We start from the raw sequence: 25712 nt of genomic DNA on the forward strand, positions 1-25712 counted from the left end.
TTTTTTACACCAGAACGCATAAACATGCATTTATATTATTAATTATTCAATATGGGGTGACACAAGCATGAAAGGTTATTTAAATTTAGAAGATGGAGCCTCTTTTGAAGGAGATCTGACAGGAGAAGCTGGCATTACAGGTGAAGTGGTCTTTTTTACAGGGATGACAGGTTATCAGGAGGTGCTCACAGATCCTTCTTATAAAGGACAAATCATTGTCTTCACATATCCGCTCATCGGAAATTACGGCATCAATCATGAAGACTTTGAGAGCAAAAAACCACAAGTGAAGGCGGTCGTTGTCTATGAGGCAGCTGACCATTTTTCTCATCACCTTGCAGCCGTAAGCTTAAAAGATTATTTACAGAAGTGGAACATTCCGCTTCTTACACATACAGATACTCGCGCAGTCGTGCAGAACATTCGAGCAAATGGAACGATGAATGCAGTGCTTAGTTTAGACGAAAATGAAACGCCTCCTGCAATGAAGCAAGACAATGTGATTGAGCAGGTCACAGAAGATGAAGTATACACACAAGGAAGCGGCGAGGAACATGTAGCGCTCATTGATTTTGGCTTTAAAAAATCTATTGCGGACTCACTCGAAGCGCGCGGCTGTAAAGTCACAGTGATTCCGTACAAACAAATGGAAAAGGTATTTGATATCAAGCCAGATGCGATCCTTTTGTCAAATGGACCTGGAGATCCAAAAACAATGAAGCCATATTTAAAAACCATTCATGACATCATGATGACCTTCCCGACACTAGGCATTTGCTTAGGTCATCAATTAATTGCTCTTGCGCTTGGCGGGGATACGTATAAGCTTCCTTTTGGCCACCGCGGGGCGAATCATCCTGTACAAGATACAGAATCAAAACGTGTCTTTATGACAAGCCAAAATCATAGCTATGTGGTCAATGAAAAAAGCATGAATGACAAAGAAGTGGACGTCAAATTCCTCCACGTGAATGACGGATCTGTTGAAGGATTCATTCATAAAGAGAAGCTGATTATGTCCGTTCAATTTCATCCAGAAGCACATCCAGGCCCTGCAGAAAGTGAATGGGTATTCGATGATTTTATTGAGAAAGTGAAACAAGCAAGGAGAGAAGTCGCACATGCCTAAAGATCAAAGCATACAAACCATTCTAGTCATCGGGTCTGGTCCAATCATCATTGGTCAGGCAGCAGAATTTGATTACTCAGGAACACAAGGTTGTATGGCCTTAAAAGAAGAAGGCTACAACGTCATCTTAGTGAATAACAACCCAGCAACCATTATGACAGACGAGTCATTTGCTGATGAAATTTATTTTGAACCGCTTTCAGTTGATTCAGTGACAAGAATCATTGAAAAAGAGAAACCAGATGGTCTTTTAGCCAATCTTGGCGGACAGACGGCTTTAAACCTTGCTGTCGAGCTGGAAAAAGCCGGTGTGCTGAAAAAGCATGGGGTAAAACTGCTCGGAACGTCAGTTGAAACAATTGAAAACGGTGAAGATCGTGAGAAATTCCGTGCTCTCATGAAGCATTTGAATGAACCTGTACCAGAAAGTGAAATTGTGGATAATGCGAAAGACGCCCTTCAATTTGCAAAAGAAGTGGGCTTTCCTGTCATTCTTCGACCAGCCTACACACTTGGTGGTAAAGGGGGAGGCATCGCTTTAACTGAAGAGGCTTTTAAACCGCTGATTGAAGGTGCTCTTCTAGCGAGTCCGATTCATCAGTGCTTAGTTGAAAAAAGCATTGCTGGCTTTAAAGAAGTCGAGTATGAGGTCATGAGAGATCGTCAAAATACGTGTATCACTGTATGTAACATGGAAAATATCGATCCAGTTGGTGTGCATACAGGCGACTCGATTGTCGTTGCACCGTCACAGACATTAACGGATCAGGATTATCAAATGCTCCGTTCAGCGAGCTTAAAAATCATTTCAGCGCTTGATGTCGTTGGCGGCTGTAATATCCAGTTCGCTCTTGATCCACTTAGCAAAGAATATTTTGTCATTGAGGTCAACCCTCGGGTCAGCCGGTCTTCTGCTCTCGCATCGAAAGCAACAGGCTATCCGATTGCCAAAATGGCGGCAAAACTTGCGGTCGGTTATACACTAGATGAATTGAAAAATCCGCTTACAGGAACAACGTATGCTAGCTTTGAGCCGGCACTCGATTATGTCGTGGTGAAATTCCCGCGTTGGCCGTTCGATAAATTTAAACAGGCAGACCGGAAATTAGGCACAAAAATGAAGGCGACTGGTGAAGTCATGGCGATTGACCGTAATTTAGAATCTGCCATTCAAAAAGCAGTCGCATCACTTGAAATCAAAACAAAGGGCTTCCACTTGCCTGAACTGAAAGAACATTCGACTGAACAGTTATTTGAATTAATCAAAACACCGGACGATCGCCGTTTCTTCGCTGTCATGGAGCTTCTTTCCAGACAAGAAACCGTTGAAACGATTCATGAAACGACGAAGATTGATCTGTTTTTCTTACATGTCTTCAAGAATATGATCACACTCGAACAAGAATTGAAGAATCATCAGGGGACGCTATCCAAAGACACCTTAAAAAAGGTGAAAGAAAAAGGTTTCCTTGATGAAACAATCGCTTCTCTGACGGATCGCAGTGAACAAGATATCAGACAGCTTCGCCAAGAGTATGGCATTGCCGCTTCATTTAAAATTGTCGATACATGTGCGGCTGAATTCGATGCAAAAACGAATTACTTCTATTCTACGTACTTTGGCAAAAGTGATGGAGAGCATCAAGAGAAAACAAAGGAGCGTGCACTCATCATTGGCTCTGGTCCGATTCGAATTGGGCAAGGGGTCGAGTTTGATTATAGTGCCGTTCACGGCGTTCTTACTTTACAAAAGCTTGGATTTGAAACCATCATGATGAACAATAATCCAGAAACGGTTAGTACCGATTATGAGATTGCAGATCGTTTATACTTTGAGCCGATCACGTTAGAACATATTTTAAACGTAGTTGAAGCGGAGCAAATTGATTTTGTCATCGTTCAATTTGGCGGGCAGACAGCAATCAATGTGGCGGAAGGTTTAGAAAAAGCCGGCGTTACCTTGTTAGGCACGTCCTTTGACACACTAGATGCATTAGAAGATCGCGATTTATTCTATCAGCTTCTTGATGAACTGAATCTTCCTCATGCAAAAGGAGATACAGCTCATTCAAAAGAAGAAGCACTGGGGCATGCTGCAAGCATCGGGTACCCTGTTCTTATTCGTCCATCATATGTCATTGGTGGAATGGGCATGATCGTTGTTCATACAGAAGCTCAATTGGCAGAACTACTTGATCAGCCAGATCATTTACCTTATCCGATCTTAATTGATGAGTATGTCACTGGAAAAGAAGTGGAAGTGGATCTTATTTCAGACGGACAAACGACATTCATTCCAACCATTGTTGAGCATATTGAAAAAGCGGGCGTACACTCAGGTGACAGCTTTGCCATCTTACCAAGTGTCTCTATTAGTGAAGACATCAAACAACAGGTGTATAACGCTTCTGAACAAATCGCAAAGAAATTAGCTTTTAAAGGCATTATGAATATTCAATTTGTGATAAAAGGGAATCAGGCGCTCGTATTAGAGGTGAATCCTCGGGCAAGCCGGACTGTTCCAGTTGTAAGTAAAGTCATGGGTGTTGACATGATCCCAATGGCGACTCAGCTGTTAGCTGGTGCAACGCTTGAAGAATTGAAACCGGCAACGAAGAATAAGGGGGGCACAGCTGTTAAATTCCCAGTCTTCTCCTCACATGCCATTCAAGATATCGATTTAAAGCTCACACCTGAAATGAAGGCGACGGGTGAAGGAATGTGTGTAGGAAAGAACGTCGAAAGCGCCTTGAAAAAAGTGTTTGCACCGATCTGGAAACAGAAAGGAAGCCTCTTTATACAAGGCAGTGAATTATTCGTAGATGAAGCAAAACGAGCAGGCTTTGACGTCTGGACTGGCAGCTTTGAATCGTGGCTGCAACAAGACGATAAATCGCTTCACATTCATTTAGGTGATGATGAAGAGGCAAAAGAACAGCGTGTAAAAGCACTCACACATGGTGTTCAAGTTCTAACCGAATATGAAACGGCGCAAGCGTTCCTGCAAGGAAAAGATGGAGATGTATCACCAGTATCTCTCCACGAATTATATAAAAAGGAAGTGACGGCATGAGCCAAGTAGACGTGCAACCGGCATTATACGGAAAAGACTTTTTATCGTTAAAAGACTTTTCGATCAATGACATTGCGTACTTAATTGAAAAAGCAGAAGAAATGAAACAACATCCATATCAAGATTTATTCAAAGGAAAAACATTAGCGATGATCTTTGAAAAATCTTCAACTAGAACCCGTGTCTCGTTTGAAGCGGGCATGACGCAGCTAGGCGGACATGCGCTCTTCCTCAGCTCAAATGATCTGCAAATTGGCAGAGGAGAAACGATTGGTGATACAGCGCAGGTGCTGTCTGGGTATGTAGATGGCATTATGATTCGAACCTTTGAACATGAGAAGGTAGAAGAACTTGCAAAATACGCCTCTATTCCAGTGATCAACGGACTAACGGACTACTCTCATCCATGTCAGGCACTGGCTGATTTACTGACGATTAAAGAAGCAAAAGGCACACTAAAAGGTGTGAAAGTGGCGTACATCGGTGATGGGAATAATGTGGCTCATTCCTTAATGGTCGGCTGCGCGCAGTTAGGCTGTGACATTGCCGTTGCATCACCAAAAGGCTATGAACCTCTTCAAGAGGTGACAGACACTGCCCGGGCGTTTGCAAAACAATCAGGCGCAGAAGTCATCGTCACAACAGATCCAGTAGCTGCTGTTCAGGATGCAGATGTCATTTATTCAGACGTATTTACAAGCATGGGACAGGAAGCTGAAACAGAGAAACGTCTAGCAGAATTTAAAGAATATCAAGTCAATGAGGAACTCATGCAACATGCAGCAGCAGATTATATCTTCCTTCATTGTCTGCCGGCACACCGCGGAGAAGAAGTGACGGCTGATATCATTGATGGACCACACTCTAAAGTATTCCAGCAAGCAGAAAATCGTCTGCATGTGCAAAAAGCGTTAATCAAAGAGCTCATGTATCAACAACCTAAATAAATCACAAGTGTCCCTGTCTCGACTGAGCAGGGACTTTTTACATATTGGATTGGAGAGGCAATGGACGGGACATAATAACATCAATCGAGAAAGGAGGATGGAAATGGGTCAACAGCATCAGTTTAAATCTGGTAATAAGGCACCTAATAATGGTGTTTATATCGAAATCGGTGAGACCGGTAGTATGGTGAAAGATCCTTTAAAGATAAAGCTTAAAGCAGGAGACGTCTTTCCGGATAACTCGAACCATAACCGCGTTTGGACGTACCAAAGAAAGCCGTAAGCAATTGACTAAGAGTCCATATGAATAAGTCTTTAGAGGCATGTGTCATGCCTCTTTTTTCTTTATAATAAAAAACAATTAAGTTCCAATTTTCAAATAAATAGTATGAAAAAAAGAAAGATTAAGGTAAAATATGTAAGAATAGTATAAGGTTGAAAGGATTTGTGTGATGGAAAAGATGAATCTCAGTGAAAGTGTTTGGAATAAACGCTTCACCTCATTGTTCATATCAAGACTCATAAAAAATACAGGAGAAAGTTTTGCTTTTACATCCGTTCTTTGGTTATTGATTTTAAGAGGTGATGGAGCGCTCGGTACCGGACTTCTTCTAGCAGTGACAGTTCTTCCTTCATCATTGTTGGCCCCAATACTAGGACCTCTTATGAAAAGACATCATTTATCTAAATGGATGTTTGCTTCAGATGTCATTCGAGCAACCATTGTACTCATTATTCCACTACTGCATTTTTCGCACATATTGCCTCTATGGTTATTGATCTCATTAATGGTTATTCAATCGGCAACAGGTGCAGCATATAACCCGGCTTCTGTGGCCATCCTGCCGCAGATTGTTCCAAAGCATCTCATTCAAAAAGCAAATGCGATCCTGCAATCATCTTTTGAAATTGTCGCACTTGCTGCGGTGATGGTCGCTGGTCTTTTGGTCAAATTAATTGGCCCTGCAGATACGCTCCTAATCACCACTGCTTTATTTATCATATCGGGCTTGTTCATTATTGGCGTTAAACTCCAAAAGTCAGATGCAGAAAAAGCAGCAGACATTAAACAAGCAAAGAATACATATCTGTATAACTTAAAAAGAGGCTTTCTAGTTGTTAAAAATCATCATATTTTATTTGCACTGACCCTTTATTGTATTTTAATGAATGTCGCCGCAGCTCCGTGGCAGGCATTATCCGCTGTATATGTAGCAGAAGCGCTGCAAAGTGATTCAATGGTGTATTCCATTTTAAGAGGTGTCGCTGCAGTCGGTGCGTTTATGATGGGCTTTGCACTGGCGAAGGTGAAAATCAAAAGATTCGGCTTGTTCTTTATTGTCGCAGGCATGATTGAAGGAGCTGCATTCTTTATCACTGGAATGAGTACATGGCTTCCAGTCGTTCTTCTAGCTTCCTTTATTTTTGGTGCAGCCGTCAGTGCGATCAATGTCCCAGAGATGGTCATTATTCAAACGTCTGTTGACCAAGAAGATCAGCCGCAAGTATATGCCGTGATCAATGCGTCATCAAATGTCTTTCTCCCGCTTGCAGCCGTCATATCGGGCGTCCTGGCAGAACGCTTTGGAGCAGGACCTGTCATTGCGGGGGGTGGTGTGCTTGAAATTTTATCGGGCATCGCGATCTTCCTGTTCACAGGGCTAGCGAAAAGCCATTTGTCAGCAGACAAACAGAAGTCCGAAACGGTTGAGGTGTAACTCAAAAACCCCCTGTAATTGACGGCAGGGGGTTTTAGCGTGCGCTCTCAACTTCTAGTCATCATTCTGAAAAAAAGAAAAAGAGCTAATCTCAAATCATTAGCTCTTTTCCAGCAATATTAAGAATGTTCTGTTGAACTTTCTGTTTCTTTCATTGGACTTACTTCAGCAAAGATGAATAAAATAACCGTAAACACTATGGCAAGAATGGAAGTTAACGTAAAATCATAAGCAGCTCCATTCATAGATGAAACGATGTAACCAGCCATATGTGTCAGCAGAAAAGTCCAAATGAGGGTGATAATGTAATGCATTATTCCACCGTCCTTTATGTAACAATCTATTGACTATCATACCATAGATACGAGTTCAGAGAAAAGACTGTTTTCCGCCTTTATGTGATCATTTTGAGACCTTCTACTATAAAAATAAAAAGAATTCTTCTGTCTTTAGGGGATTTCCTTATTCCTACAAGAGTTGTTGTTCATATCATAGAAAGCAGAATCACTGAAAGGAGGCTGGCCATATGGGTGTAAGCGAACGTTTTTTCCAGCTTGGTTCCCAGTGGAACGTCATTCACCTTCCTCAAAAACCAAATGGCTTTGGCATTCTAATCCTCGGTGACCGAAATCACTTTGTGCAGGAAAATACATCATTCTGGCTTCAGCATTACGGAAGAAACCAGCTATTAACTGCTTTAAAGGATGAAGGATATACATTGTTTAATAGTCATCTTCATGGGAATCACTGGGGATGTGAAGATGCTGTTTTTAGTGCGAAACAGCTTGTTCATCACACATTAAAACAAGAAATATTAAACCGGGAAATTCATGTGCTGGCAGAGGGAATGGGCGCACTTGTCGCCATGAGTCTTGCCGAAGAAATGCCAGAAGTGCTAAGGTCTATAGCCATGATGAATCCATGTTTACACCTGCAAGCACAAAGAGAAAGAGAAAAGGAACACAAATTCTTCTACAAACAGTTCATGAAAGAACTCGCACAGAGCTATGGGTGCTCTGCAAAGGAAGCAGAAACGTATCCACTTCCTTCTTGCCCCGTTCATTCAGCTCATGTACCGATTCATATATGGCAGAGACTAAACGGCGCACCGTATGCCTATGAACTACATGCAAAGCCTTTTATTGATCAACATATGATGAATCCAGACCATTGTCAGATGGACCTTACCTTGCATATGTTTGATCATCCAAGAAGAATCTTTCAGTCCATTCACAAGTTTTATAAATCGCATGAAAGAGAATTGTAATGAATAGGATGATAACAGCCCTTCATGGAAAGGGCTCTTCTTTTTATTCGATATGCTAAAAAAGGGGACATGAACATGGAAACAGGACTGATCATAGGTGCAGATGAATTTTTTGGACTGACACTTTGTGAATATATGATGAAAGAGGGCATACAAGTGGATATCACATATCCTAAGGAGCAGTCAGAGGAGCAAAAAATGTTATTAGAAGAGCGAATGATGTGGCTCGGCCGCAATGATCTTGTCCGCGTTATTGATGGTCAAGATAGGAAAGAGGCATATGACCTGATCTTTTTTCAATCAGATGATTCAATGAACAGAGAGACAGACCTCGAAGCGAAGCATGGCATATTCCGCTTGTTTTACGAAGAACCCGAAAGCCATTCGCATGAACAAAGCGTTTCGACTGTTATCCTTCCACGCATGTTTGGTCCGTGGACACTCCATGAAGAGAGACGAATAAAGGACGATCACGCATTTTTTGTAGAAGATGTCGCAAAGGAGCTTTTAAAGTGGGCACGGACTGATCAAAGGCAGGAAATGATCCATCAATTGAAGGTAGAAAGACAAACAGATGACAAACAAGCAGAAGAAATCATAGCAGAATGGAAAAGACAAAACTCAACATTTTTCGACAAAAAGCAAGAATGATCTTCCATCTTATCTTTTTTCAGTATAAAATAAACCTATATTTAACATACAGGTTCATGCCTGCGTGTTGCAAAGGGAGTTGAACATGGCATGAAGTACCAGCGGCTTGTCATGATCTTTTCGTTCCTTCTTCTTATGCTATCTGCCTGCTCGCAGGCGCCGTTAAAAGGACATATTGAGAAGGTGGGTTTACTCGTCCCCGATACGATTAATGATCAAGTTTGGGGAACGAAAGGTTATAAAGGCTTATTAAATATCCAATCAACATTTGGTGTAGATGTTTATTATAAGGAAGGGATGGTCGACAAGGAGAAAATCGTTGATGCCATTGAAGAATTTCATAAAAAAGGAGTCAATTTGATTATTGGCCATGGCAATGAATACAGCGAAATTTTCAACTTGATCAGTGAAGATTATCCGAAAACACAATTTATCACGGTCAATGGAGGCAAGCCTCAAGCTGATAATGTCACAAACGTCACGTTTAAAGGAGAAGCAATGGGCTTTTTCGGAGGCATGACAGCAGCACATATGTCCAAAACAAAAAAGATTGGTATTCTGGCTACATATGATTGGCAAAGTGAAGTAGACGGTTTTATCAAAGGTGCAAAATATCAGGACGAACATGTGCAAGTCCTAGCGGAATTTGTCGAAAACTGGGATGATGCTGACAAAGCGGTGAACCTCTATCAAAAATTGAAAAAACAAGGTGTAGATGTTGTGTATCCAGCAGGTGATGGTTATAATATCCCTGTCATTGAACAAATCAAAACCGACAATTTATCTGCGATCGGATATGTCACTGATCAATCCAACCTTGGAAGCCATACGGTGTTAACTAGCACTGTACAGCATGTCGATAAAGCGTACAGTATCATTGCGAAGAAGTTTAATGAAGGCAAGCTAAACGAACAAGGTGAGTACTCCTTTGACTTTAAAGAAGGAGTGATCGAAATGGGGAAATTTAGCTCAACCATAGACCGCGCTTTTGTGAAAGACATTGAGAAGGATATTGCGAATTACAAAAAAACAGGCAAATTGCCAAATGAAAAGTGAGGACGTTGAACATGCAACACGAAAAATCGATGGAGTTTTTACAAATTGCGATGAAGTATTTTCCACAAGCAAAAGAAGAATTAGATAAAGCAGGGATTCAGCTTGATCCAGAAGCACTTCAGCCGCTTCTCTCTTTGTTTACATCTGTCATGCAAGAGGCATATGAGCTTGGAAAAGCAGATGCAGCATCAGAAAAAGCCACAGAATAGTGGCTTTTTTTTTATGATAATTTTTTCTTGAAGGCACTAATCATAGGACCGACATCTTTAAACACAGGCTTCAGCTCATCGATGGAGTTCATAATGTTTCCAATTTGATTCATGACATGCATGTAGTCAATGGAGTCATCACTTGAAGAAGTCTCTGCACGCTCCTCCTTTTTTTCTGTCTTGTTTTTCTCCTTTTCAAGCGGCTGACCAAACATCATTGCTGAGAAAATATCCTTTTGCGCCATATCACATGTTCCTTTCTACTATTGGTATATCATTAATCTATGAAAAAAGTGAGAGGAAAGGTTAGACGTTTGTATTGCCAAGGAGAAAAAAATAAGGTAAAATTAGTACCAGATACTAATATAAGATCACAATATCACATGCTCGTATGAGTAAAAGGAGTCTTATTCAATGAATGCTGGAATTATTGGCCTTGGCCGCTATATACCTGAAAAAGTATTAACAAATCGTGATTTAGAAAAAATGGTTGAAACTTCTGACGAGTGGATTCGTACTAGAACAGGTATAGAAGAAAGAAGAATTGCATCTGATGATGTCAATACATCTCATATGGCGCTTGCTGCTGCAAAAAAAGCATTAGCTGACGCAGATGTGGCTGCAGAAGATATTGATATGATTCTTGTAGCGACAGTTACGCCAGATCAAGCATTTCCGACAGTCGCTTGTATGATTCAAGAGCAGCTCGGTGCACATAAAGCATGTGCAATGGATATTAGCGCTGCCTGCGCTGGCTTTATGTATGGGCTTGTTACTGGAAAACAATTTATCGAATCTGGCACTTACAAACATGTGCTTGTCGTTGGTGTAGAAAAGCTTTCTCGCATTACCGACTGGGATGACCGCAACACAGCTGTTTTGTTTGGAGATGGAGCAGGTGCTGCTGTACTAGGAACAGTCAGCGAAGGCAAGGGAATTCTATCATTTGAGCTTGGAGCCGATGGAAGAGGCGGGAAGCACTTGTACTTAGATGAAAAAGATCATACAATCATGAATGGAAGAGAAGTATTTAAATTTGCTGTTAGACAAATGGGCGAGTCAAGTGTAAACGTGATTGAAAAAGCTGGACTATCAAAAGAAGACGTAGACTTCTTGATTCCGCATCAAGCAAACATTCGCATTATGGAAGCAGCACGCGAACGCTTAGAGCTGCCAGTTGAAAAAATGTCGAAAACAGTCCATAAATATGGAAACACATCAGCAGCATCCATTCCAATTTCACTATGTGAAGAAATCGAAGCCGGAAAAATTCATGACGGCGATGTGATTGTAATGGTTGGTTTTGGTGGAGGATTAACGTGGGGCGCAATCGCTATGCGATGGGGCCGATAAAAGAGTGGGGTGCACAAATTAATGGATAAGAAACGAGTAGTTGTTACAGGATTAGGTGCTTTGACACCTCTTGGCAACGATGTAGAGACAACATGGAAAAATGCTGTAGCAGGTGTATCAGGTGTTGGTCCGATCACACGTGTTGATTCAAGTGAATATACAGCAAAAGTAGCTGCAGAACTAAAAGATTTTAACATCGAAGATTACATGGAGAAAAAAGAAGCGAGAAAGATGGCACGCTTCACACAATATGCAGTCGTTGCTGCTCAAAAGGCTTTAGAAGATTCACGCCTCGAAATTACAGATGAAAACGCACCTCGTGTTGGGGTATGGGTTGGATCTGGTATTGGCGGACTTGAAACATTCGAAGAGCAATTCGAAGTGTATTCAAATAAAGGAGCAAGACGCGTAAGCCCGTTCTTCGTTCCAATGATGATTCCAGATATGGCGACAGGTCAAATTTCGATTGCACTTGGCGCAAAAGGGGTTAACTCTTGTACAGTGACAGCATGTGCGACAGGAACAAACTCCATTGGTGATGCCTTTAAAGTGATTCAGCGCGGAGATGCAGACGCGATGATTACAGGTGGAACAGAAGCACCATTAACGAAAATGTCGTTTGCTGGTTTCTGTGCAAACAAAGCCCTTTCGACAAATCCTGATCCAGATACAGCAAGTCGTCCATTTGATAAAAACCGTGACGGATTTGTGATGGGTGAGGGAGCGGGAATTGTTGTTCTTGAAGAATTAGAGCATGCGTTAAAACGTGGTGCGACCATTTATGCAGAAATCGTTGGCTACGGTTCAACTGGAGATGCATACCATATCACAGCACCTGCTCCAAACGGAGAAGGCGGCGTACGTGCAATGAAAGAAGCAATTCGTGATGCAGGTTTAACAGTGGAAGAAATTGATTATATCAATGCCCACGGAACAAGCACACCGTATAATGATAAGTTTGAAACAATGGCGATTAAAGAAGTGTTCGGAGAGCATGCGAATCAGCTTGCGATCAGTTCGACAAAATCAATGACAGGTCATTTACTTGGTGCAGCAGGCGGAGTAGAAGCGATTTTCTCTGTGCTGGCGATTAAAGACAGTGTCATTCCGCCAACGATTAACCTTGAAACACCAGATGAAGAATGTGATCTTGATTATGTAGCAAATGAAGCACGTTCAAAAGAAGTACAAGTTGCGTTGAGCAACTCACTTGGTTTTGGCGGGCACAATGCGACAATTATCTTCAAAAAATACGAAGCGTAATATGTCTTAAGAAGGCGGCGATCTATAAACAGATCGCCGCCTTTTTGCATATGATGAAAATGGAGGTGTTCAGCGGTATGGGTCTGATCAATACACAATATCTCATCCAACAATCATCATCATTTCAGGAGCTGGCGGCACGTTTTGTCCCTTATTTTAAAGGAGCGGAGAAAAAAGAAGGATCATCTATTCTCGCCCATTTACAACATCACGGAATGGTGCGATCATGGAACGCCTGCCAGGAAATGATCGACAAGCTCAAAGAAAAAGGGTATTTCAAGCTTGTGATGAAAGAATACAAAGCGCTGCAAAAAAAGTGGGGAGGTCCTGATGTCCCCGTCTTTATTTTGCCTGTTAATGAGAGCAGCAAAGAGATCAGAGAACAATTTTACTTTCAATCCGGCATGGCATTTGATGACAAAATCTTTCTTTTTTTATCCCCGCATACACCGAAGGAACGAATCGGTACGTTGTTGACGCATGAATATCATCATGTATGCAGGTTGCATTTTCTCACGAAAGAAGAAAAAGATTTTACATTCCTTGATACAATCATGATGGAGGGGCTCGCTGAATATGCTGTTTATCATAGATATGGAGAAAGCTATACAGCAAAGTGGACGACTTTATATGACGAATCGCAGCTGCAGCGCATGTACAAGAAATGGGTATCCAGTCACCTTTATCAGAAAGTGCAGGACGACGAAAGGCTGATACAGAATCTCCTTTATGGAAAGGGGAACTACCCCAAAATGCTTGGCTATGCCACTGGATTTTATATCGTGAAAAAGTATTTCGATGAGCACCCAATCAGCGAGGAGTCTATGATTGCGGAGCCAGCGGAAACGTTTTTAAAGGCGATAGAATCATAAAGACAAACATTCACAAAAAAAGTGACATATTACAATTTTACTAAATACTTCTTGATTTCGTCATGATGATGTAATAATATACAAATATAAATTTTGATAATTCTTTTTATTCTAAAAAGACGGAATTTTTTGATTCGGTTCATTTAATCTATGGAGAAAGGGGCGAATGCATGAGCACACTGCTTGAAGTGCAAAACTTAAAAACCTATTTTTTTCGAAAAAAGGAACCAATACCTGCTGTTGATGGCGTTGATTTTAGTATCAAAAAAGGGGAAACAGTCGCATTAGTCGGTGAGTCTGGGTCTGGTAAAAGTATTACGTCTTTATCCATCATGGGTCTGATTAATGGGACTGGTGGGAAGATTATGGATGGTTCCATTAAGCTTGATGGAAAAGACCTTGTTACATATAGTGAAAAGGAATTGTGCAATATTCGCGGTAATGATGTATCCATGATCTTTCAGGAACCCATGACCTCGCTTAATCCCGTCTTAACCATCGGGGAACAAATAACAGAAATCCTCATTTACCACAAAAAACTTTCAAAAAAAGAAGCGACCAAAAAAGCGATTGATTTGCTAAAGCTTGTAGGCTTTTCCAGGCCGGAACAAATCATCAAAGATTACCCGCACCGTTTATCCGGCGGTATGCGTCAACGAGTCATGATCGCCATTGCGCTAAGCTGTGATCCGAAGCTCCTCATTGCGGATGAGCCGACTACTGCTCTCGATGTGACCATACAAGCCCAGGTGCTGACCTTAATGAAAGATTTATGTTCGACCTTTGGTACATCTATACTTCTCATTACGCATGATTTAGGTGTTGTGTCGGAAGTAGCAGACCGCGTCATTGTCATGTACTGCGGACAGGTTGTTGAAAATGGAACCGTTGAAGAGTTGTTTGATGAGCCGCTTCACCCATACACAGAAGGACTGCTTGAATCCATTCCAGTCATTGACGGAGACATTCAGCCATTAACGGCGATAAAAGGAAATGTCCCTGCGCCAGATCAGCTTCCGGCAGGATGCCGTTTTGCGCCTAGATGCCCGAAAGTAATGGAACGCTGCATAGGTGAATTGCCCAAACTGACAACCTTTGAAAATGGTAGAAGCGTCAGGTGTTTCTTATATGAGGAGGCAAGCCAAACATGACACTTGCTGAAAATCAACCATACATGACAGATCGATCTGAGAAAGAAACCATCCTGGAATTAAAAAATATACGAAAACACTTTCCGATTAAAGCTGGGGTGCTGCAAAAGAAAGTAGGAGCAGTCAAAGCGGTTGACGGCATCGACTTAAACATTTATAAAGGCGAAACGTTAGGCATCGTTGGAGAGTCTGGATGCGGTAAATCCACATTAGGACGGACGATGATTCGTTTATATGAACCAACAGAAGGACAAATTCTATTTAAAGGGCAAGATATCTCTCATGTATCTGAATCAAAACTAAGACAATCAACAAGGAAAAACATCCAAATGGTTTTTCAAGATCCCTTTGCATCACTCAACCCTAGAAAAACACTTCGAAGTATCATCAAAGAACCCTACAAAACACATCACTTATATTCCTTAAAAGAAAGAAATGAAAAAGTAGAACAGCTTTTATCCAAAGTCGGCCTTCACCCAAGTTTTGCGAATCGATACCCGCACGAATTCTCCGGCGGACAAAGGCAGCGGATCGGTATCGCTCGTGCACTTGCCATGAATCCTGAAATGATCATAGCAGATGAGCCTGTTTCAGCGCTTGACGTCTCCATTCAGGCACAGGTCATCAATTTGATGGAAGAGCTTCAAGAAGAGTTTGACCTCACCTATCTCTTTATCTCTCACGATCTCAGTGTGGTCCGCCACATTAGTGATCGAGTGGGCGTCATGTATCTTGGGAAAATGATGGAACTGGCAGATAAGCATAGCCTGTACGATGATCCGCTTCATCCGTATACACAGGCGCTTTTATCTTCCGTTCCAGTCACCCGTAAAAAAGGTCAGGTGAAAAGGGAACGGATTATGCTGCAAGGGGATTTACCAAGCCCTGCAAATCCACCAAAAGGCTGTGTGTTTCATACAAGATGCCCGCAAGCGAAAGAAGTCTGTAAAGAAAAAGTACCACAATTTCAAGAATTAAAAACGAACCACTTTGTGGCCTGCCACCTCTACGACACTTGATCACGCTTGTATGATCTCATCTTTGAGAGGGGGGATAAAACGGGCTTCTGTCATCATTTTTTAAAAAAGATAGGGGGAATTGTCTATGAAAGATAAAAAGAGAAAGTCCATTTTGGTCAGTTTGCTGCTGATCTTTACATTGATCCTTGCTGCTTGTTCTGGTGGAAATAAAACGTCTGGAGACAGTGAAAAGAAATCCACAGGTAAACCTGTACAAGGCGGCGATCTTGTCATTGGTTCGATTGCAGAGCCTACATTATTTAACTCACTTTACTCAACAGACGTGGCAAGTTCTGATATTGAAGAAAGAATCTATAGCTTTTTACTGCAAACAGATGGAAAGCTAAACCCACAGCTGGCGTTGGCAGAAGATATTAAAGAATCCGATGACGGCAAACAGTTTGATGTGACCATTAGAAAAGGCGTGAAGTTTCATGATGGAGAAGAACTGACTGCTGATGATGTTGTGTTTACATACAGCATTCCGATCAATAAGGATTATAATGGTGAGCGTGGATCAGGCTTTGAAGTATTAGAGTCTGTCAAAAAAACAGGGGACTATTCGGTCGAATTTAAGCTGAATAAAAAAGATCCATATTTTTATAATGTCACGCTAGGAAGCTATGGGATTTTACCAAAGCATATTTTAGGTGATGTCCCTATAAAGGATCTTGGCGAAAATGAATTTAACCGGAAAAATCCAATCGGCTCCGGTCCATTTAAATTTGCCGAGTGGAAAGAAGGAGACTATGTCAAACTTGAAGCATTTGATGACTATTGGGATGGACGGCCATACCTTGATACAGTCACCATTAAAACGATTCCTGATCAAAATGCAGCCATGGCTCAGTTATCCGCAGGTGATATTGATTTCTTTGCAGTGCCTGGAGCAGAACTGCAAACAGCTGAAAAAGTTAGTAACATCAAAATTGAATCTGATCTAGGGCTAAATTATTCATATATTGGCTGGAATCAGAAAAACGAACTGTTCAAAAGTAAAAAAGTCCGTCAAGCTCTTACCCATGCCATTGATCGTCAAACGATTGTCGATCAAGTGTTAGATGGAGACGGGAAAGTAGCCAACATCCCAGAAAGCCCGCTGTCATGGAACTACCCAAAAGATGAAAAAGTCCCAGTATTTGAATTTGATCAAGAAAAAGCGAAAAAGATGCTGAAAGAAGAAGGCTGGGAGGATACAGATGGAGATGGTTATCTTGATAAGGACGGTAAGAAGTTCTCCTTCGTCTTGAAGACGAACCAAGGAAACAAAGTCCGTGAAGATATTGCTGTCGTTGTCCAGCAGCAGCTCAAAGAAATTGGCATTGAAGCAAAACCGCAAATTGTAGAATTTAGTGCATTAATCGAACAAACAACCCCGCCAAAATGGGATTATGATGCGTTATTACTCGGCTGGAGCTTAGCGACATTCCCTGACCAATACAGCATTTTCCATTCGAGTCAGTCTGAAAAAGGCTTAAATAACATTTGGTATAAAAATGAAGAAGTCGATAAACTGCTAGTTGATGCCAAAAACTTGAGTGATCGTAAAGAGTATTCAAAGGCGTATGAAAAAATTTATGAGCTGATTGCAGAAGACCAGCCGTATACGTTCCTTTATTATGCCAACTCACATCGCGCGATGCCATCTAATCTACAAGGCTACTCTTACCACCCGAAAGATGAATATTACAAAATCGAAAAATGGTGGATTGAACAGTAGTCTGCTAGTGAAGAAGGGGAGGGGTCTCCCCTTTTTTCATCATAGTATGGCCATCCGATGAAAAAGGAGTTGTGCATATGGTTACATATATCATTAGAAGGACACTTCTTTCCATCCCAATTTTGTTTGGTATTACGATTTTGTCCTTTGCGATTATGAAAGCAGCACCAGGCGATCCGATGTCACTCATGATGGACCCGACCATTAGTGCCGCAGACCGGGAAGCCTTTATTGATAAGTACGGCTTGAACGATCCTGAATATGTGCAATATATGAAATGGCTCGGCAATATGCTTCAAGGTGACTTTGGCACATCCATTGTAAAAAAAGGAACGCCCGTGTCGGATTTGATTTTTGCCCGGCTGCCAAATACCCTCATCCTCATGATCTTTTCTACATTAGTTGCCCTGATCATTGCCATCCCATTTGGTGTTCTTTCAGCAAAACGTCCGTATACAAAACTTGACTATGGTATTACGGTTACATCATTTATCGGACTGGCTATTCCGAATTTCTGGTTTGGTTTGATCCTGATTATGGTGTTATCAGTGAATTTAGGATGGTTTCCGACCGGGGGTGTCTCTACCTTAAATGCAGATTTTAATCTATTTGACCGGCTTCATCATATTATTTTACCGGCCTTTGTTTTAGCAACAGCTGATATGGCCGGCCTTACACGATATACAAGGTCAAGTATGCTCGATGTGATGCGGCAGGATTACATTCGCACGGCGCGAGCGAAAGGTTTTAGAGAGAACAAAGTCATCTTCAAACATGGATTGAGAAACGGTCTGATGCCTGTTATTACGATCTTTGGACTCATGATTCCATCCTTTATTGGCGGCGCAGTCGTGGTGGAACAAATCTTCACATGGCCAGGGCTTGGGAAACTGTTTATCGATTCTGCTTTTTCAAGAGATTATCCCGTCATTATGGCGATGACTGTTATCTCTGCTGTGCTCGTGGTCGTTGGAAACTTAATAGCGGATATTCTCTATGCGATCGTTGATCCGCGTATTGAATATTAGAAGGGAGCTGAAGCACAATTGGCACAACCTAATATGGGAACACCTCCAGTTGATCTCAAATTAAAAGAAGGCCTTCCGCCAAAACCAGAGACGATGCTTCGTTTATTTTGCGAGAAATTTTTCAAAAATAAATTGGCGGTTGCCGGCTCCGCTATTTTATTGGTCATTATCTTTTCCGCTATTTTCGCCCCGGTGATCGCACCTTACGCACCGGAACAGCAAGACTTGTTGAAACGGCTACAGCCTCCAAGTGCAGAGCATTTTATGGGAACCGACAAGTTTGGTCGAGATATTTTTTCAAGGGTGCTATACGGAGCGAGGGTGTCTCTATTAGTTGGCTTTGTCTCAGTAATCGGAGCCATCACCATTGGTACCGTCATTGGGGCGGTAGCGGGATACTTTAAAGGCTTTGTTGATTCTGTGCTCATGAGAATGGTGGATGTCGTATTGTCTATTCCAGATATTTTTCTCTTGATCACGCTAGTGACAATTTTTAAACCGGGTATTGATAAATTGATTTTAATCTTTGCACTGACTGGCTGGACAACAACCGCCAGGCTGATCCGCAGTGAATTCTTGTCACTTCGCACAAGAGAATTCGTACTCGCAGCAAGAACGATCGGAACGAAAAACCATGTCATCATCTTTTCGCATATTTTACCGAACTGTATCGGCCCTATCATTGTGTCTGCTACATTGAAAGTCGGTTCTGTTATTTTAGCTGAGTCGACACTTAGCTATCTAGGGTTCGGCATCCAGCCTCCAACGGCGAGCTGGGGAAACATGCTTCAAGATGCACAAAATTTCTCCATAATGGTGCAAGCATGGTGGTATCCACTGTTCCCAGGTTTACTGATTCTACTTACCGTTTTATGCTTTAACTTCTTAGGTGATGGACTGAGAGATGCTCTTGATCCTAAAAAGCTAAAATAAGGTTCTGCTTATAGAAGATCGTGAAAGGACTCTGCGAGACGTTCTCCTTTTCCCAGGAAATAAAGCCGTCCTTCCGTCAGGGCGAAGTTTTAATAAAGTTGGAATAATTTCTCTATCCCTTGCCCATACTGTGGACAACAGTTTTTAAAAAGTGAGGGATTGGTTATGTTATTTCTTCATGACGTATGGGTGAATTGGTTTGAAGGGGAAGAGAATGGCTATAATGTGTGTCATTTTCATGAGTGGCGCAAGGAGGACAGCGTGGAGCTGTTAGATCAAGTACCTTTACTCAAGGTGCAGAGTCCTTTGTTTGATTACATAGAGAATGATCTATCAGAGCTGCCAAAGACGCTGCTAGAGACTGTATTTGAGAAATCATATATTCGAAAAAATCATGAACGCCGTAAATTAGAGTATTGCTTTGTGGTTACGGACGGGATAAGAATCATCGCTGTGGATACGATTGGTTATTCCATCCCTGTGAGAAAGAGCCGATTGATTCCAAGACAGGAGCAATTGGTCTATGAAATGGTGAAAGATGTGAAGGCAGAGGAGTATGAATTCACGCCGGACAGCCTTGAATCGACGAAAGAATATCACATCCTATCATTACCACCGCAGCATATCAGCGGATTAACGAGAAAAGAAAGACAGCTGAAGCAGCTGATGTTTATGGCGCTAGATCAACTAAAGGGGCTTCAAAACCGAGCAGAAATTGCCTATTGGTATACAGAATGGAATCCGCGCATGTACAACCAGATCAAACGAATGTCTTTCGAGGAAATTTGGAACATGCTTTATAACGAAACCATTGATGGATGGTCAGAAAACCATTTAGCCTTTTGTGAAAAAATGATTAAAGGACAGCCATTTTTTGAAAAACTTTGGGAAATGGAAAACGAATCAAAAGTGAATTAGAAAAAGCTTGCAGCTGAATATGCTGCAAGCTTGTTTTATTTGCGTTTCCGGCCAAGACCCATTGCATTCTCCATTTTTTTCAGCATTTTGTTTGCCGCACGGTTTGCCTTTTCAGCACCCTCATCTAAAATGCGATCAAGCTCATCTGACTCAATGAGTTCATAATAGCGATCTTGAATCGGTTTTAACGCATCCACGACCACGTTCGCAAGATCTCCCTTAAATTCACCATAACCTTTGCCTTCGTATTTTTGTTCAAGCTCTGCAATCGATACGTTCCCTAATACAGAATAAATCGTCAGCAAGTTGGCAATTCCAGGTTTGTTTTCTTTGTCATATTTGACGATGCCTTCTGAATCAGTCACAGCACTTTTGATTTTCTTTTCAAGCTGTTTTGGCTCATCTAATAAGGTAATGAAAGATTTTTGGTTCGGATCAGATTTGCTCATCTTTTTCGTTGGGTCTGTTAAAGACATAATCCGAGCGCCTTCTTTTGGAATTTTGACTTCAGGTACAGTAAAGATGTCGTTATACTTTCGGTTAAAGCGTTCAGCAAGCGTTCTCGTTAATTCAAGATGCTGCTTTTGATCTTCTCCTACAGGAACTAAGTCCGTACCGTATAACAAAATATCGCCAGCCATTAATGGCGGATACGTTAATAGTCCTGAAACGACTGCTTCCTTACCAGCAGATTTGTCCTTAAATTGAGTCATTCTTTCTAATTCCCCAATATAAGCGACACATTGCAGCATCCATCCTGCCTGGGCGTGGGCAGGTACCTCTGATTGGATAAACAACGTTGCCTTCTCAGGATCAAGTCCCACTGCCAAATAAAGAGCGGCTAAGCTTCTAATATTTTGTCGAAGGGCTAAACGATCCTGACTGACCGTGATGGCATGCTGATCGACCACACAAAAGTAGCCGTTGTAATCATGCTGAAGATCGACAAATTGTTTCATCGCTCCAATGTAGTTCCCCAATGTCACAGAACCGCTAGGCTGTATGCCTGAGAAAATCGTCTTTTTTGTCATACTAAAACCTCTTTTCTTCAATATAAAAAGGCCCACCCATCACTTTTCAACAGAAAAGGGACGAATGAACCGTGGTACCACCCTTGTTATTTCAATACGAAATCACTCAAGACGTTGATATCGGAGACTGCTCCGTCTAAGCCTACTGACTCTGTCAAGTGTTCGGTTAGCTGCTCCAAAGCCCATTCCATACATGCCATTATCTGCTTGCACCGACCGCAGACTCTCTGTAAATGGTGAATATATGTACTCTTCTTTTTCATCGCAACAGTATGTCTATCTATTATAAAGGATGACCATGAAAAAGTCACGAAGCCTATTTGTGACCTTCTCATCATGTCGTTTGACACTTAAAATTTTAGATAAAATAGTAACTATCTGTCAGAATTTTTTAAAAAAGGATGATTAATTATATGTATAAAACATTATTCCTGCTGAATTTGTCAAATTATTTTAATCAATTTACGCTTTAATTTGTTGAAGTGATTGAGACTTTAGTTTATAAAAATCAATCTTTATCCCCATTTACGTTTTTTAAAAATATGTGAAATTGATATTGCAATAAATTATTCTATTCATTATAATGAATTTGTTCACACGTTTGTGCTAGGCTCTTTACATAGTGAAAATTCAGAAAAAACAAAAGAAATAGAAAGTAAGCTATTCAGGGACTTTTTTACGCTATTTCTTAAATCTGAATCTCATCTTCTATCGAGACCTTTGAACTAAAAACATATTATAAGGGGGAATACAGTTGAAAAAGCGTTGGTCTGTTGTTACTTTAATGCTTATTTTCACACTTGTATTAAGCGCTTGTGGTTTCAGCGGAAACAAATCAGGCGACAGCACGAGCAGTTCTGGAGAGGCTAAAACAACATTAAATGTGAATATCTCCACTGAGCCTTTTTCTCTACATCCGGGATTGGCAAATGATTCAACTTCAGGAAGTGTCATCCGTCAGACTTTTGAGGGATTAACAAGAATTAACGCTGAAGGTAAGCCAGAAAACGCAATGGCTTCTGATATCAAAACAAGTGATGATGGTAAAACTTACACATTCACACTTCGTGATGCAAAATGGTCTAATGGTGACCCTGTCACAGCACAAGACTTCGAATATGCTTGGAAATGGGCATTAGATCCTAAAAATGAATCTCAATATGCTTACCAGCTTTATTATATTAAAGGTGCTGAAGCTGCTAACAAAGGGGAAGCAAAAGTTTCTGATGTTGGCATTAAAGCAAAAGACGACAAAACGCTTGTAGTTGAGCTAGAGAACCCAACACCGTTCTTTACTGAACTAACTGCATTCTATACGTATATGCCAGTCAACAAAAAAGTGGCTGAAAAGAATAAAAACTGGTACACAAATGCTGGTGAAAACTACGTATCTAATGGACCATTCGTTCTTTCTAAATGGAAACACGGCGGTTCTATCACACTTGAAAAGAACAATGAATACTGGGATAAAGACACTGTGAAATTGAAAAAGATTAACATGTCTATGATCAAAGATACAAACACTGAACTTAGTATGTTCAAAAAAGGCGAACTTGACTGGGCTGGTTCTCCAACTGGAAGCCTTCCAACTGAGTCTTTAAAAACGTTGAAAAAAGAAGGCGGTCTTGAAATTCAAACGATCGCTGGTATCTATAACTACAAATTCAATACAAAAGTAAAACCTTTAAACAATGCGAACATCCGTAAAGCCCTTGCTTACTCAATCAACCGTCAAGCAATCGTTGACAAAATTACGCAAGGTGAACAAGTTCCAGCGATGGCAATCGTTCCTCCAACAATGGAAGGATTCACGGATAACAAAACTGGTTACTTCAAAGATCATGATGTAGCGACTGCTAAAGAACTTCTTGAAAAAGGTGCGAAAGAATTAGGTTATAAGTCAGTTTCTGATCTTCCAACATTGAAATTGTCTTACAACACAGATGAAGGCCACCAAAAGATTGCACAAGCAATTCAAGAAATGTGGAAAAAAGATTTAGGTGTGAACGTTGAACTTGATAACTCTGAGTGGAACGTATACATCGATAAAATCCACAGTGGAGACTACCAAATCGGACGTATGGGCTGGTTAGGTGACTTCAACGATCCAGTGAACTTCCTTGAGCTTTACAAAGATAAAGACGGTGGAAACAATGACACTGGATGGGAAAGCAAAGAGTACAAACAATTATTGAATGATTCTGCAAAAGAAACAGACAAAACAAAGCGTGAAGAAATGCTGAAAAAAGCAGAAAAAATCATCATCGACGATATGCCTGTAGCGCCTATTTACTTCTACACTCAACTTTGGGTACAAGATCCAAAACTTAAAGGTGTGGTTGTATCTGGACTTGGTGATGTTCAATACAAATGGGCACATTTCGAAAAGTAAGAGTTATAGTGTAAGAGATCTACGGCAAGGATCTTAAGGTATATGGAGGATGTCTCTCCATATACCTTTCTTGCTGATTAGAGAAATTGTTGTAAAATCATGGAGGTGCAATTCCGTTGCTTAAATATATCGGTAAGCGATTAATATATATTTTAATCACACTGTTTGTTATTGTAACTGCAACTTTCTTTCTCATGCAGGCAGCACCTGGTGGTCCATTCTCTGGAGAGAAGAAACTTCCTGCTGAAATTGAAGCAAACCTAAACGAGCACTACGGGTTGGACAAACCCTTATTTGTTCAATACGTGAGCTACCTAGGGTCAGTTGCAAAATTAGATTTTGGTCCCTCATTTAAATATAAAGGACAAACTGTTAATGATTTAATCAGTTCTGGATTCCCCGTTTCCTTTACCCTCGGAATTGAGGCAATTCTCCTCGCATTAGCATTTGGTGTATTGTTTGGGGTCCTTGCAGCGCTCTATCATAACAAGTGGCAAGACTATACGATTGCCATTTTAACGATCTTTGGAATCTCAGTTCCAAGTTTCATCTTAGCGGCGCTATTACAATATGTATTTGCATCTGAGGCAAGCTTTTTAGCGATCTTCCCAGTTGCAGGATGGGAGTCTTGGGCAAGCACCGTACTACCTTCTATTGCACTTTCCTTCATGCCAATGGCATTTATCGCTAGACTTGCACGGTCAAGTATGCTTGAAGTATTAAATAGTGACTACATTAGAACGGCTAGAGCAAAAGGATTAACAAAATCAGCTGTGACGATCAAACACGCCATTCGAAACGCATTGTTACCTGTTATCACATACATGGGACCAATGGCTGCTTCAGTGTTAACAGGTAGTTTTGTCGTGGAGAAGATTTTTGGTATTCCTGGTCTTGGCTCTCACTTTGTTACAAGCATTACAAACCGTGATTACACCGTCATCATGGGTGTCACAGTCTTCTACAGTATTATTCTATTAGTCAGTATTCTAGTTGTTGACGTCCTCTACGGTATTATTGATCCTAGAATTAAACTGACGAAGGCGAAGAAAGGGGTCTAACACATGGAAGAGATGAGAAAAGATTTATTTGTGCCTGCGACAGCTGACGCAGCAGAATCTGAAAAAATTTCTAAACCTAGTCTATCTTTATGGAAGGATGCCATGCTTCGCTTCCGTGCAAATAAACTTGCAATGGTTGGACTTGCAATCATTTTCATTATTGTGATTCTGGCCATTTTCGTTCCAGTGTTCTCGAAATATGATTATTCAACGACAGATTTGCTTAATGCAGATCAGCCGCCATCAAAAGAGCATTGGTTTGGTACAGATGATCTAGGCCGAGACATGTTTGTTCGTACATGGGTAGGGGCAAGAATTTCGATCTTCATCGGTCTTGCTGCAGCAGTTCTTGACGTGATCATCGGAATCATCTGGGGAAGTATTGCTGCATTCAAAGGCGGCCGTACAGATGAAGTCATGATGCGTATCGCAGACGTTTTATGGGCAATTCCAACACTATTAATGGTTATTTTAATGATGGTGGTTCTGCCAAAAGGATTATTAACGATTATCCTTGCTATGACAGTCGTAGGCTGGATTAACATGGCACGTATCGTTAGGGGACAAGTTTTACAATTAAAGAGCCAAGAATACGTTCTTGCAGCACAAACATTAGGTGCAAAAACATCTAGACTTTTATTTAAACACTTGATTCCAAACTCAATGGGACCCATTCTTGTCACAATGACATTAACGATTCCTTCTGCTATTTTCACAGAAGCATTCTTAAGCTATCTAGGGCTTGGTGTACCGGCTCCATTAGCTAGCTGGGGAACAATGGCTTCTGATGGAATTCCGGCCATGACGTATTATCCATGGAGATTATGGTTCCCAGCCGCATTTATCTGTATTACAATGTTTGGTTTTAACGTGGTTGGAGACGGACTAAGAGACGCTTTAGATCCGAAGTTGCGTAAATAA

General features: G+C 41.2%; 24 protein-coding genes and 1 other annotated feature. Of the genes, 21 read left to right on the forward strand and 3 right to left on the reverse strand.

Going from position 1 to position 25712, the window contains the following annotated elements:
* The first annotated feature begins 67 nt into the window (after positions 1 to 67).
* The 5 genes from NSQ70_RS05580 (at position 68) to NSQ70_RS05600 (ending at position 6867) form a co-directional block, all read left to right on the forward strand.
* Positions 68 to 1129, forward strand: a complete 1062-nt coding sequence (locus NSQ70_RS05580; protein WP_060780960.1) for a carbamoyl phosphate synthase small subunit — start codon at positions 68 to 70, stop codon at positions 1127 to 1129.
* Positions 1122 to 4202: a carbamoyl phosphate synthase large subunit gene (locus NSQ70_RS05585; protein ID WP_212360579.1), complete on the forward strand. Its 3081-nt coding sequence runs from the start codon at positions 1122 to 1124 to the stop codon at positions 4200 to 4202. Before NSQ70_RS05580 ends, NSQ70_RS05585 begins: the two co-directional genes overlap by 8 nt.
* Positions 4199 to 5149, forward strand: coding sequence for an ornithine carbamoyltransferase (argF, locus tag NSQ70_RS05590; protein ID WP_024720054.1), 951 nt, complete (start codon positions 4199 to 4201; stop codon positions 5147 to 5149). Before NSQ70_RS05585 ends, argF begins: the two co-directional genes overlap by 4 nt.
* A 103-nt stretch (positions 5150 to 5252) precedes the next feature.
* Positions 5253 to 5432, forward strand: a complete 180-nt coding sequence (locus NSQ70_RS05595) for a YjzC family protein (RefSeq protein WP_008348517.1) — start codon at positions 5253 to 5255, stop codon at positions 5430 to 5432.
* 169 nt (positions 5433 to 5601) lie between these two features.
* Positions 5602 to 6867, forward strand: a complete 1266-nt coding sequence (locus NSQ70_RS05600) for an MFS transporter (RefSeq protein WP_007499050.1) — start codon at positions 5602 to 5604, stop codon at positions 6865 to 6867.
* Between the two features lie 119 nt (positions 6868 to 6986).
* Here NSQ70_RS05600 and NSQ70_RS05605 read toward each other — a convergent pair whose 3' ends face one another.
* The gene (locus NSQ70_RS05605; protein ID WP_024720055.1) at positions 6987 to 7181 is read right to left on the reverse strand and encodes a YjzD family protein; all 195 of its coding nucleotides are present in this window, start codon (positions 7179 to 7181) and stop codon (positions 6987 to 6989) included.
* A gap of 212 nt (positions 7182 to 7393) precedes the next feature.
* Between NSQ70_RS05605 and NSQ70_RS05610 the strand changes: the two genes are divergently transcribed.
* The 4 genes from NSQ70_RS05610 to NSQ70_RS05625 all read left to right on the forward strand — a co-directional run bounded on the left by NSQ70_RS05610 (position 7394) and on the right by NSQ70_RS05625 (position 10050).
* Entirely contained in the window at positions 7394 to 8134 is a 741-nt protein-coding gene (locus NSQ70_RS05610) for a hypothetical protein (RefSeq protein WP_007499048.1), read from the forward strand.
* A gap of 75 nt (positions 8135 to 8209) precedes the next feature.
* Positions 8210 to 8785, forward strand: coding sequence for a hypothetical protein (locus NSQ70_RS05615; RefSeq protein ID WP_024720056.1), 576 nt, complete (start codon positions 8210 to 8212; stop codon positions 8783 to 8785).
* A 90-nt stretch (positions 8786 to 8875) separates the two neighbouring features.
* Entirely contained in the window at positions 8876 to 9841 is a 966-nt protein-coding gene (locus NSQ70_RS05620) for a BMP family ABC transporter substrate-binding protein (protein ID WP_017360174.1), read from the forward strand.
* A gap of 11 nt (positions 9842 to 9852) precedes the next feature.
* The gene (locus tag NSQ70_RS05625) at positions 9853 to 10050 is read left to right on the forward strand and encodes a ComZ family protein (protein WP_024720057.1); all 198 of its coding nucleotides are present in this window, start codon (positions 9853 to 9855) and stop codon (positions 10048 to 10050) included.
* 11 nt (positions 10051 to 10061) lie between these two features.
* Here the strand turns inward: NSQ70_RS05625 and NSQ70_RS05630 are convergent, their stop codons facing one another.
* The gene (locus NSQ70_RS05630; RefSeq protein WP_108611364.1) at positions 10062 to 10295 is read right to left on the reverse strand and encodes a hypothetical protein; all 234 of its coding nucleotides are present in this window, start codon (positions 10293 to 10295) and stop codon (positions 10062 to 10064) included.
* Between the two features lie 169 nt (positions 10296 to 10464).
* On the opposite strand from NSQ70_RS05630, the gene NSQ70_RS05635 reads away from it, so the two are divergent.
* The 9 genes from NSQ70_RS05635 to NSQ70_RS05675 all read left to right on the forward strand — a co-directional run bounded on the left by NSQ70_RS05635 (position 10465) and on the right by NSQ70_RS05675 (position 20307).
* On the forward strand, positions 10465 to 11403 hold the full coding sequence (locus NSQ70_RS05635; protein ID WP_024720058.1) for a beta-ketoacyl-ACP synthase III: 939 nt from the start codon (positions 10465 to 10467) through the stop codon (positions 11401 to 11403).
* 21 nt (positions 11404 to 11424) lie between these two features.
* Positions 11425 to 12666 carry a beta-ketoacyl-ACP synthase II gene (gene fabF, locus NSQ70_RS05640; RefSeq protein WP_008348501.1) on the forward strand — a complete coding sequence of 414 codons (1242 nt, stop codon included), beginning with the start codon at positions 11425 to 11427 and terminating at the stop codon, positions 12664 to 12666.
* Between the two features lie 77 nt (positions 12667 to 12743).
* A complete protein-coding gene (locus NSQ70_RS05645; RefSeq protein ID WP_024720059.1) occupies positions 12744 to 13538 on the forward strand; it encodes a DUF2268 domain-containing protein in 795 nt (264 codons plus the stop codon).
* Positions 13539 to 13708: 170 nt separating this feature from the next.
* Positions 13709 to 14689 (forward strand): ABC transporter ATP-binding protein, encoded by a 981-nt coding sequence (locus NSQ70_RS05650; protein WP_047945538.1) that lies wholly within the window; start codon positions 13709 to 13711, stop codon positions 14687 to 14689.
* A 23-nt stretch (positions 14690 to 14712) separates the two neighbouring features.
* Entirely contained in the window at positions 14713 to 15708 is a 996-nt protein-coding gene (locus NSQ70_RS05655; RefSeq protein ID WP_144667031.1) for a dipeptide ABC transporter ATP-binding protein, read from the forward strand.
* An 85-nt stretch (positions 15709 to 15793) separates the two neighbouring features.
* Positions 15794 to 17428 carry a peptide-binding protein gene (locus NSQ70_RS05660; protein WP_039167353.1) on the forward strand — a complete coding sequence of 545 codons (1635 nt, stop codon included), beginning with the start codon at positions 15794 to 15796 and terminating at the stop codon, positions 17426 to 17428.
* Positions 17429 to 17505: 77 nt separating this feature from the next.
* On the forward strand, positions 17506 to 18456 hold the full coding sequence (locus NSQ70_RS05665; RefSeq protein WP_008348492.1) for an ABC transporter permease: 951 nt from the start codon (positions 17506 to 17508) through the stop codon (positions 18454 to 18456).
* Positions 18457 to 18489: 33 nt separating this feature from the next.
* Entirely contained in the window at positions 18490 to 19389 is a 900-nt protein-coding gene (gene opp4C / locus NSQ70_RS05670) for an oligopeptide ABC transporter permease (RefSeq protein ID WP_274660996.1), read from the forward strand.
* Positions 19390 to 19554: 165 nt separating this feature from the next.
* On the forward strand, positions 19555 to 20307 hold the full coding sequence (locus NSQ70_RS05675) for a YjbA family protein (RefSeq protein WP_025207150.1): 753 nt from the start codon (positions 19555 to 19557) through the stop codon (positions 20305 to 20307).
* Between the two features lie 35 nt (positions 20308 to 20342).
* Here the strand turns inward: NSQ70_RS05675 and trpS are convergent, their stop codons facing one another.
* The gene (trpS, locus tag NSQ70_RS05680; protein ID WP_008348488.1) at positions 20343 to 21338 is read right to left on the reverse strand and encodes a tryptophan--tRNA ligase; all 996 of its coding nucleotides are present in this window, start codon (positions 21336 to 21338) and stop codon (positions 20343 to 20345) included.
* Positions 21339 to 21391: 53 nt separating this feature from the next.
* Positions 21392 to 21610 (reverse strand) — a binding site (T-box leader).
* Between the two features lie 482 nt (positions 21611 to 22092).
* On the opposite strand from trpS, the gene NSQ70_RS05685 reads away from it, so the two are divergent.
* The 3 genes from NSQ70_RS05685 to NSQ70_RS05695 all read left to right on the forward strand — a co-directional run bounded on the left by NSQ70_RS05685 (position 22093) and on the right by NSQ70_RS05695 (position 25712).
* The gene (locus NSQ70_RS05685) at positions 22093 to 23730 is read left to right on the forward strand and encodes a peptide ABC transporter substrate-binding protein (protein ID WP_007499024.1); all 1638 of its coding nucleotides are present in this window, start codon (positions 22093 to 22095) and stop codon (positions 23728 to 23730) included.
* 116 nt (positions 23731 to 23846) lie between these two features.
* Positions 23847 to 24791, forward strand: a complete 945-nt coding sequence (locus NSQ70_RS05690) for an ABC transporter permease (RefSeq protein WP_007499022.1) — start codon at positions 23847 to 23849, stop codon at positions 24789 to 24791.
* A 3-nt stretch (positions 24792 to 24794) separates the two neighbouring features.
* On the forward strand, positions 24795 to 25712 hold the full coding sequence (locus tag NSQ70_RS05695; protein WP_017360167.1) for an ABC transporter permease: 918 nt from the start codon (positions 24795 to 24797) through the stop codon (positions 25710 to 25712).

The organism is Bacillus sp. FSL R5-0397 (genome assembly GCF_038593395.1).
Lineage (GTDB): Bacteria > Bacillota > Bacilli > Bacillales > Bacillaceae > Bacillus > Bacillus altitudinis.

What these genes read in the sequence shown, in the direction of transcription:
- NSQ70_RS05580 (WP_060780960.1), top strand. Translation starts at nt 68, where the DNA reads ATGAAAGGTTATTTAAATTTAGAAGATGGAGCCTCTTTTGAAGGAGAT.
- NSQ70_RS05585 (WP_212360579.1), top strand. Translation starts at nt 1,122, where the DNA reads ATGCCTAAAGATCAAAGCATACAAACCATTCTAGTCATCGGGTCTGGT.
- argF (WP_024720054.1), top strand. Translation starts at nt 4,199, where the DNA reads ATGAGCCAAGTAGACGTGCAACCGGCATTATACGGAAAAGACTTTTTA.
- NSQ70_RS05595 (WP_008348517.1), top strand. Translation starts at nt 5,253, where the DNA reads ATGGGTCAACAGCATCAGTTTAAATCTGGTAATAAGGCACCTAATAAT.
- NSQ70_RS05600 (WP_007499050.1), top strand. Translation starts at nt 5,602, where the DNA reads ATGGAAAAGATGAATCTCAGTGAAAGTGTTTGGAATAAACGCTTCACC.
- NSQ70_RS05605 (WP_024720055.1), bottom strand. Translation starts at nt 7,181, where the DNA reads ATGCATTACATTATCACCCTCATTTGGACTTTTCTGCTGACACATATG.
- NSQ70_RS05610 (WP_007499048.1), top strand. Translation starts at nt 7,394, where the DNA reads ATGGGTGTAAGCGAACGTTTTTTCCAGCTTGGTTCCCAGTGGAACGTC.
- NSQ70_RS05615 (WP_024720056.1), top strand. Translation starts at nt 8,210, where the DNA reads ATGGAAACAGGACTGATCATAGGTGCAGATGAATTTTTTGGACTGACA.
- NSQ70_RS05620 (WP_017360174.1), top strand. Translation starts at nt 8,876, where the DNA reads ATGAAGTACCAGCGGCTTGTCATGATCTTTTCGTTCCTTCTTCTTATG.
- NSQ70_RS05625 (WP_024720057.1), top strand. Translation starts at nt 9,853, where the DNA reads ATGCAACACGAAAAATCGATGGAGTTTTTACAAATTGCGATGAAGTAT.
- NSQ70_RS05630 (WP_108611364.1), bottom strand. Translation starts at nt 10,295, where the DNA reads ATGGCGCAAAAGGATATTTTCTCAGCAATGATGTTTGGTCAGCCGCTT.
- NSQ70_RS05635 (WP_024720058.1), top strand. Translation starts at nt 10,465, where the DNA reads ATGAATGCTGGAATTATTGGCCTTGGCCGCTATATACCTGAAAAAGTA.
- fabF (WP_008348501.1), top strand. Translation starts at nt 11,425, where the DNA reads ATGGATAAGAAACGAGTAGTTGTTACAGGATTAGGTGCTTTGACACCT.
- NSQ70_RS05645 (WP_024720059.1), top strand. Translation starts at nt 12,744, where the DNA reads ATGGGTCTGATCAATACACAATATCTCATCCAACAATCATCATCATTT.
- NSQ70_RS05650 (WP_047945538.1), top strand. Translation starts at nt 13,709, where the DNA reads ATGAGCACACTGCTTGAAGTGCAAAACTTAAAAACCTATTTTTTTCGA.
- NSQ70_RS05655 (WP_144667031.1), top strand. Translation starts at nt 14,713, where the DNA reads ATGACAGATCGATCTGAGAAAGAAACCATCCTGGAATTAAAAAATATA.
- NSQ70_RS05660 (WP_039167353.1), top strand. Translation starts at nt 15,794, where the DNA reads ATGAAAGATAAAAAGAGAAAGTCCATTTTGGTCAGTTTGCTGCTGATC.
- NSQ70_RS05665 (WP_008348492.1), top strand. Translation starts at nt 17,506, where the DNA reads ATGGTTACATATATCATTAGAAGGACACTTCTTTCCATCCCAATTTTG.
- opp4C (WP_274660996.1), top strand. Translation starts at nt 18,490, where the DNA reads ATGGGAACACCTCCAGTTGATCTCAAATTAAAAGAAGGCCTTCCGCCA.
- NSQ70_RS05675 (WP_025207150.1), top strand. Translation starts at nt 19,555, where the DNA reads ATGTTATTTCTTCATGACGTATGGGTGAATTGGTTTGAAGGGGAAGAG.
- trpS (WP_008348488.1), bottom strand. Translation starts at nt 21,338, where the DNA reads ATGACAAAAAAGACGATTTTCTCAGGCATACAGCCTAGCGGTTCTGTG.
- NSQ70_RS05695 (WP_017360167.1), top strand. Translation starts at nt 24,795, where the DNA reads ATGGAAGAGATGAGAAAAGATTTATTTGTGCCTGCGACAGCTGACGCA.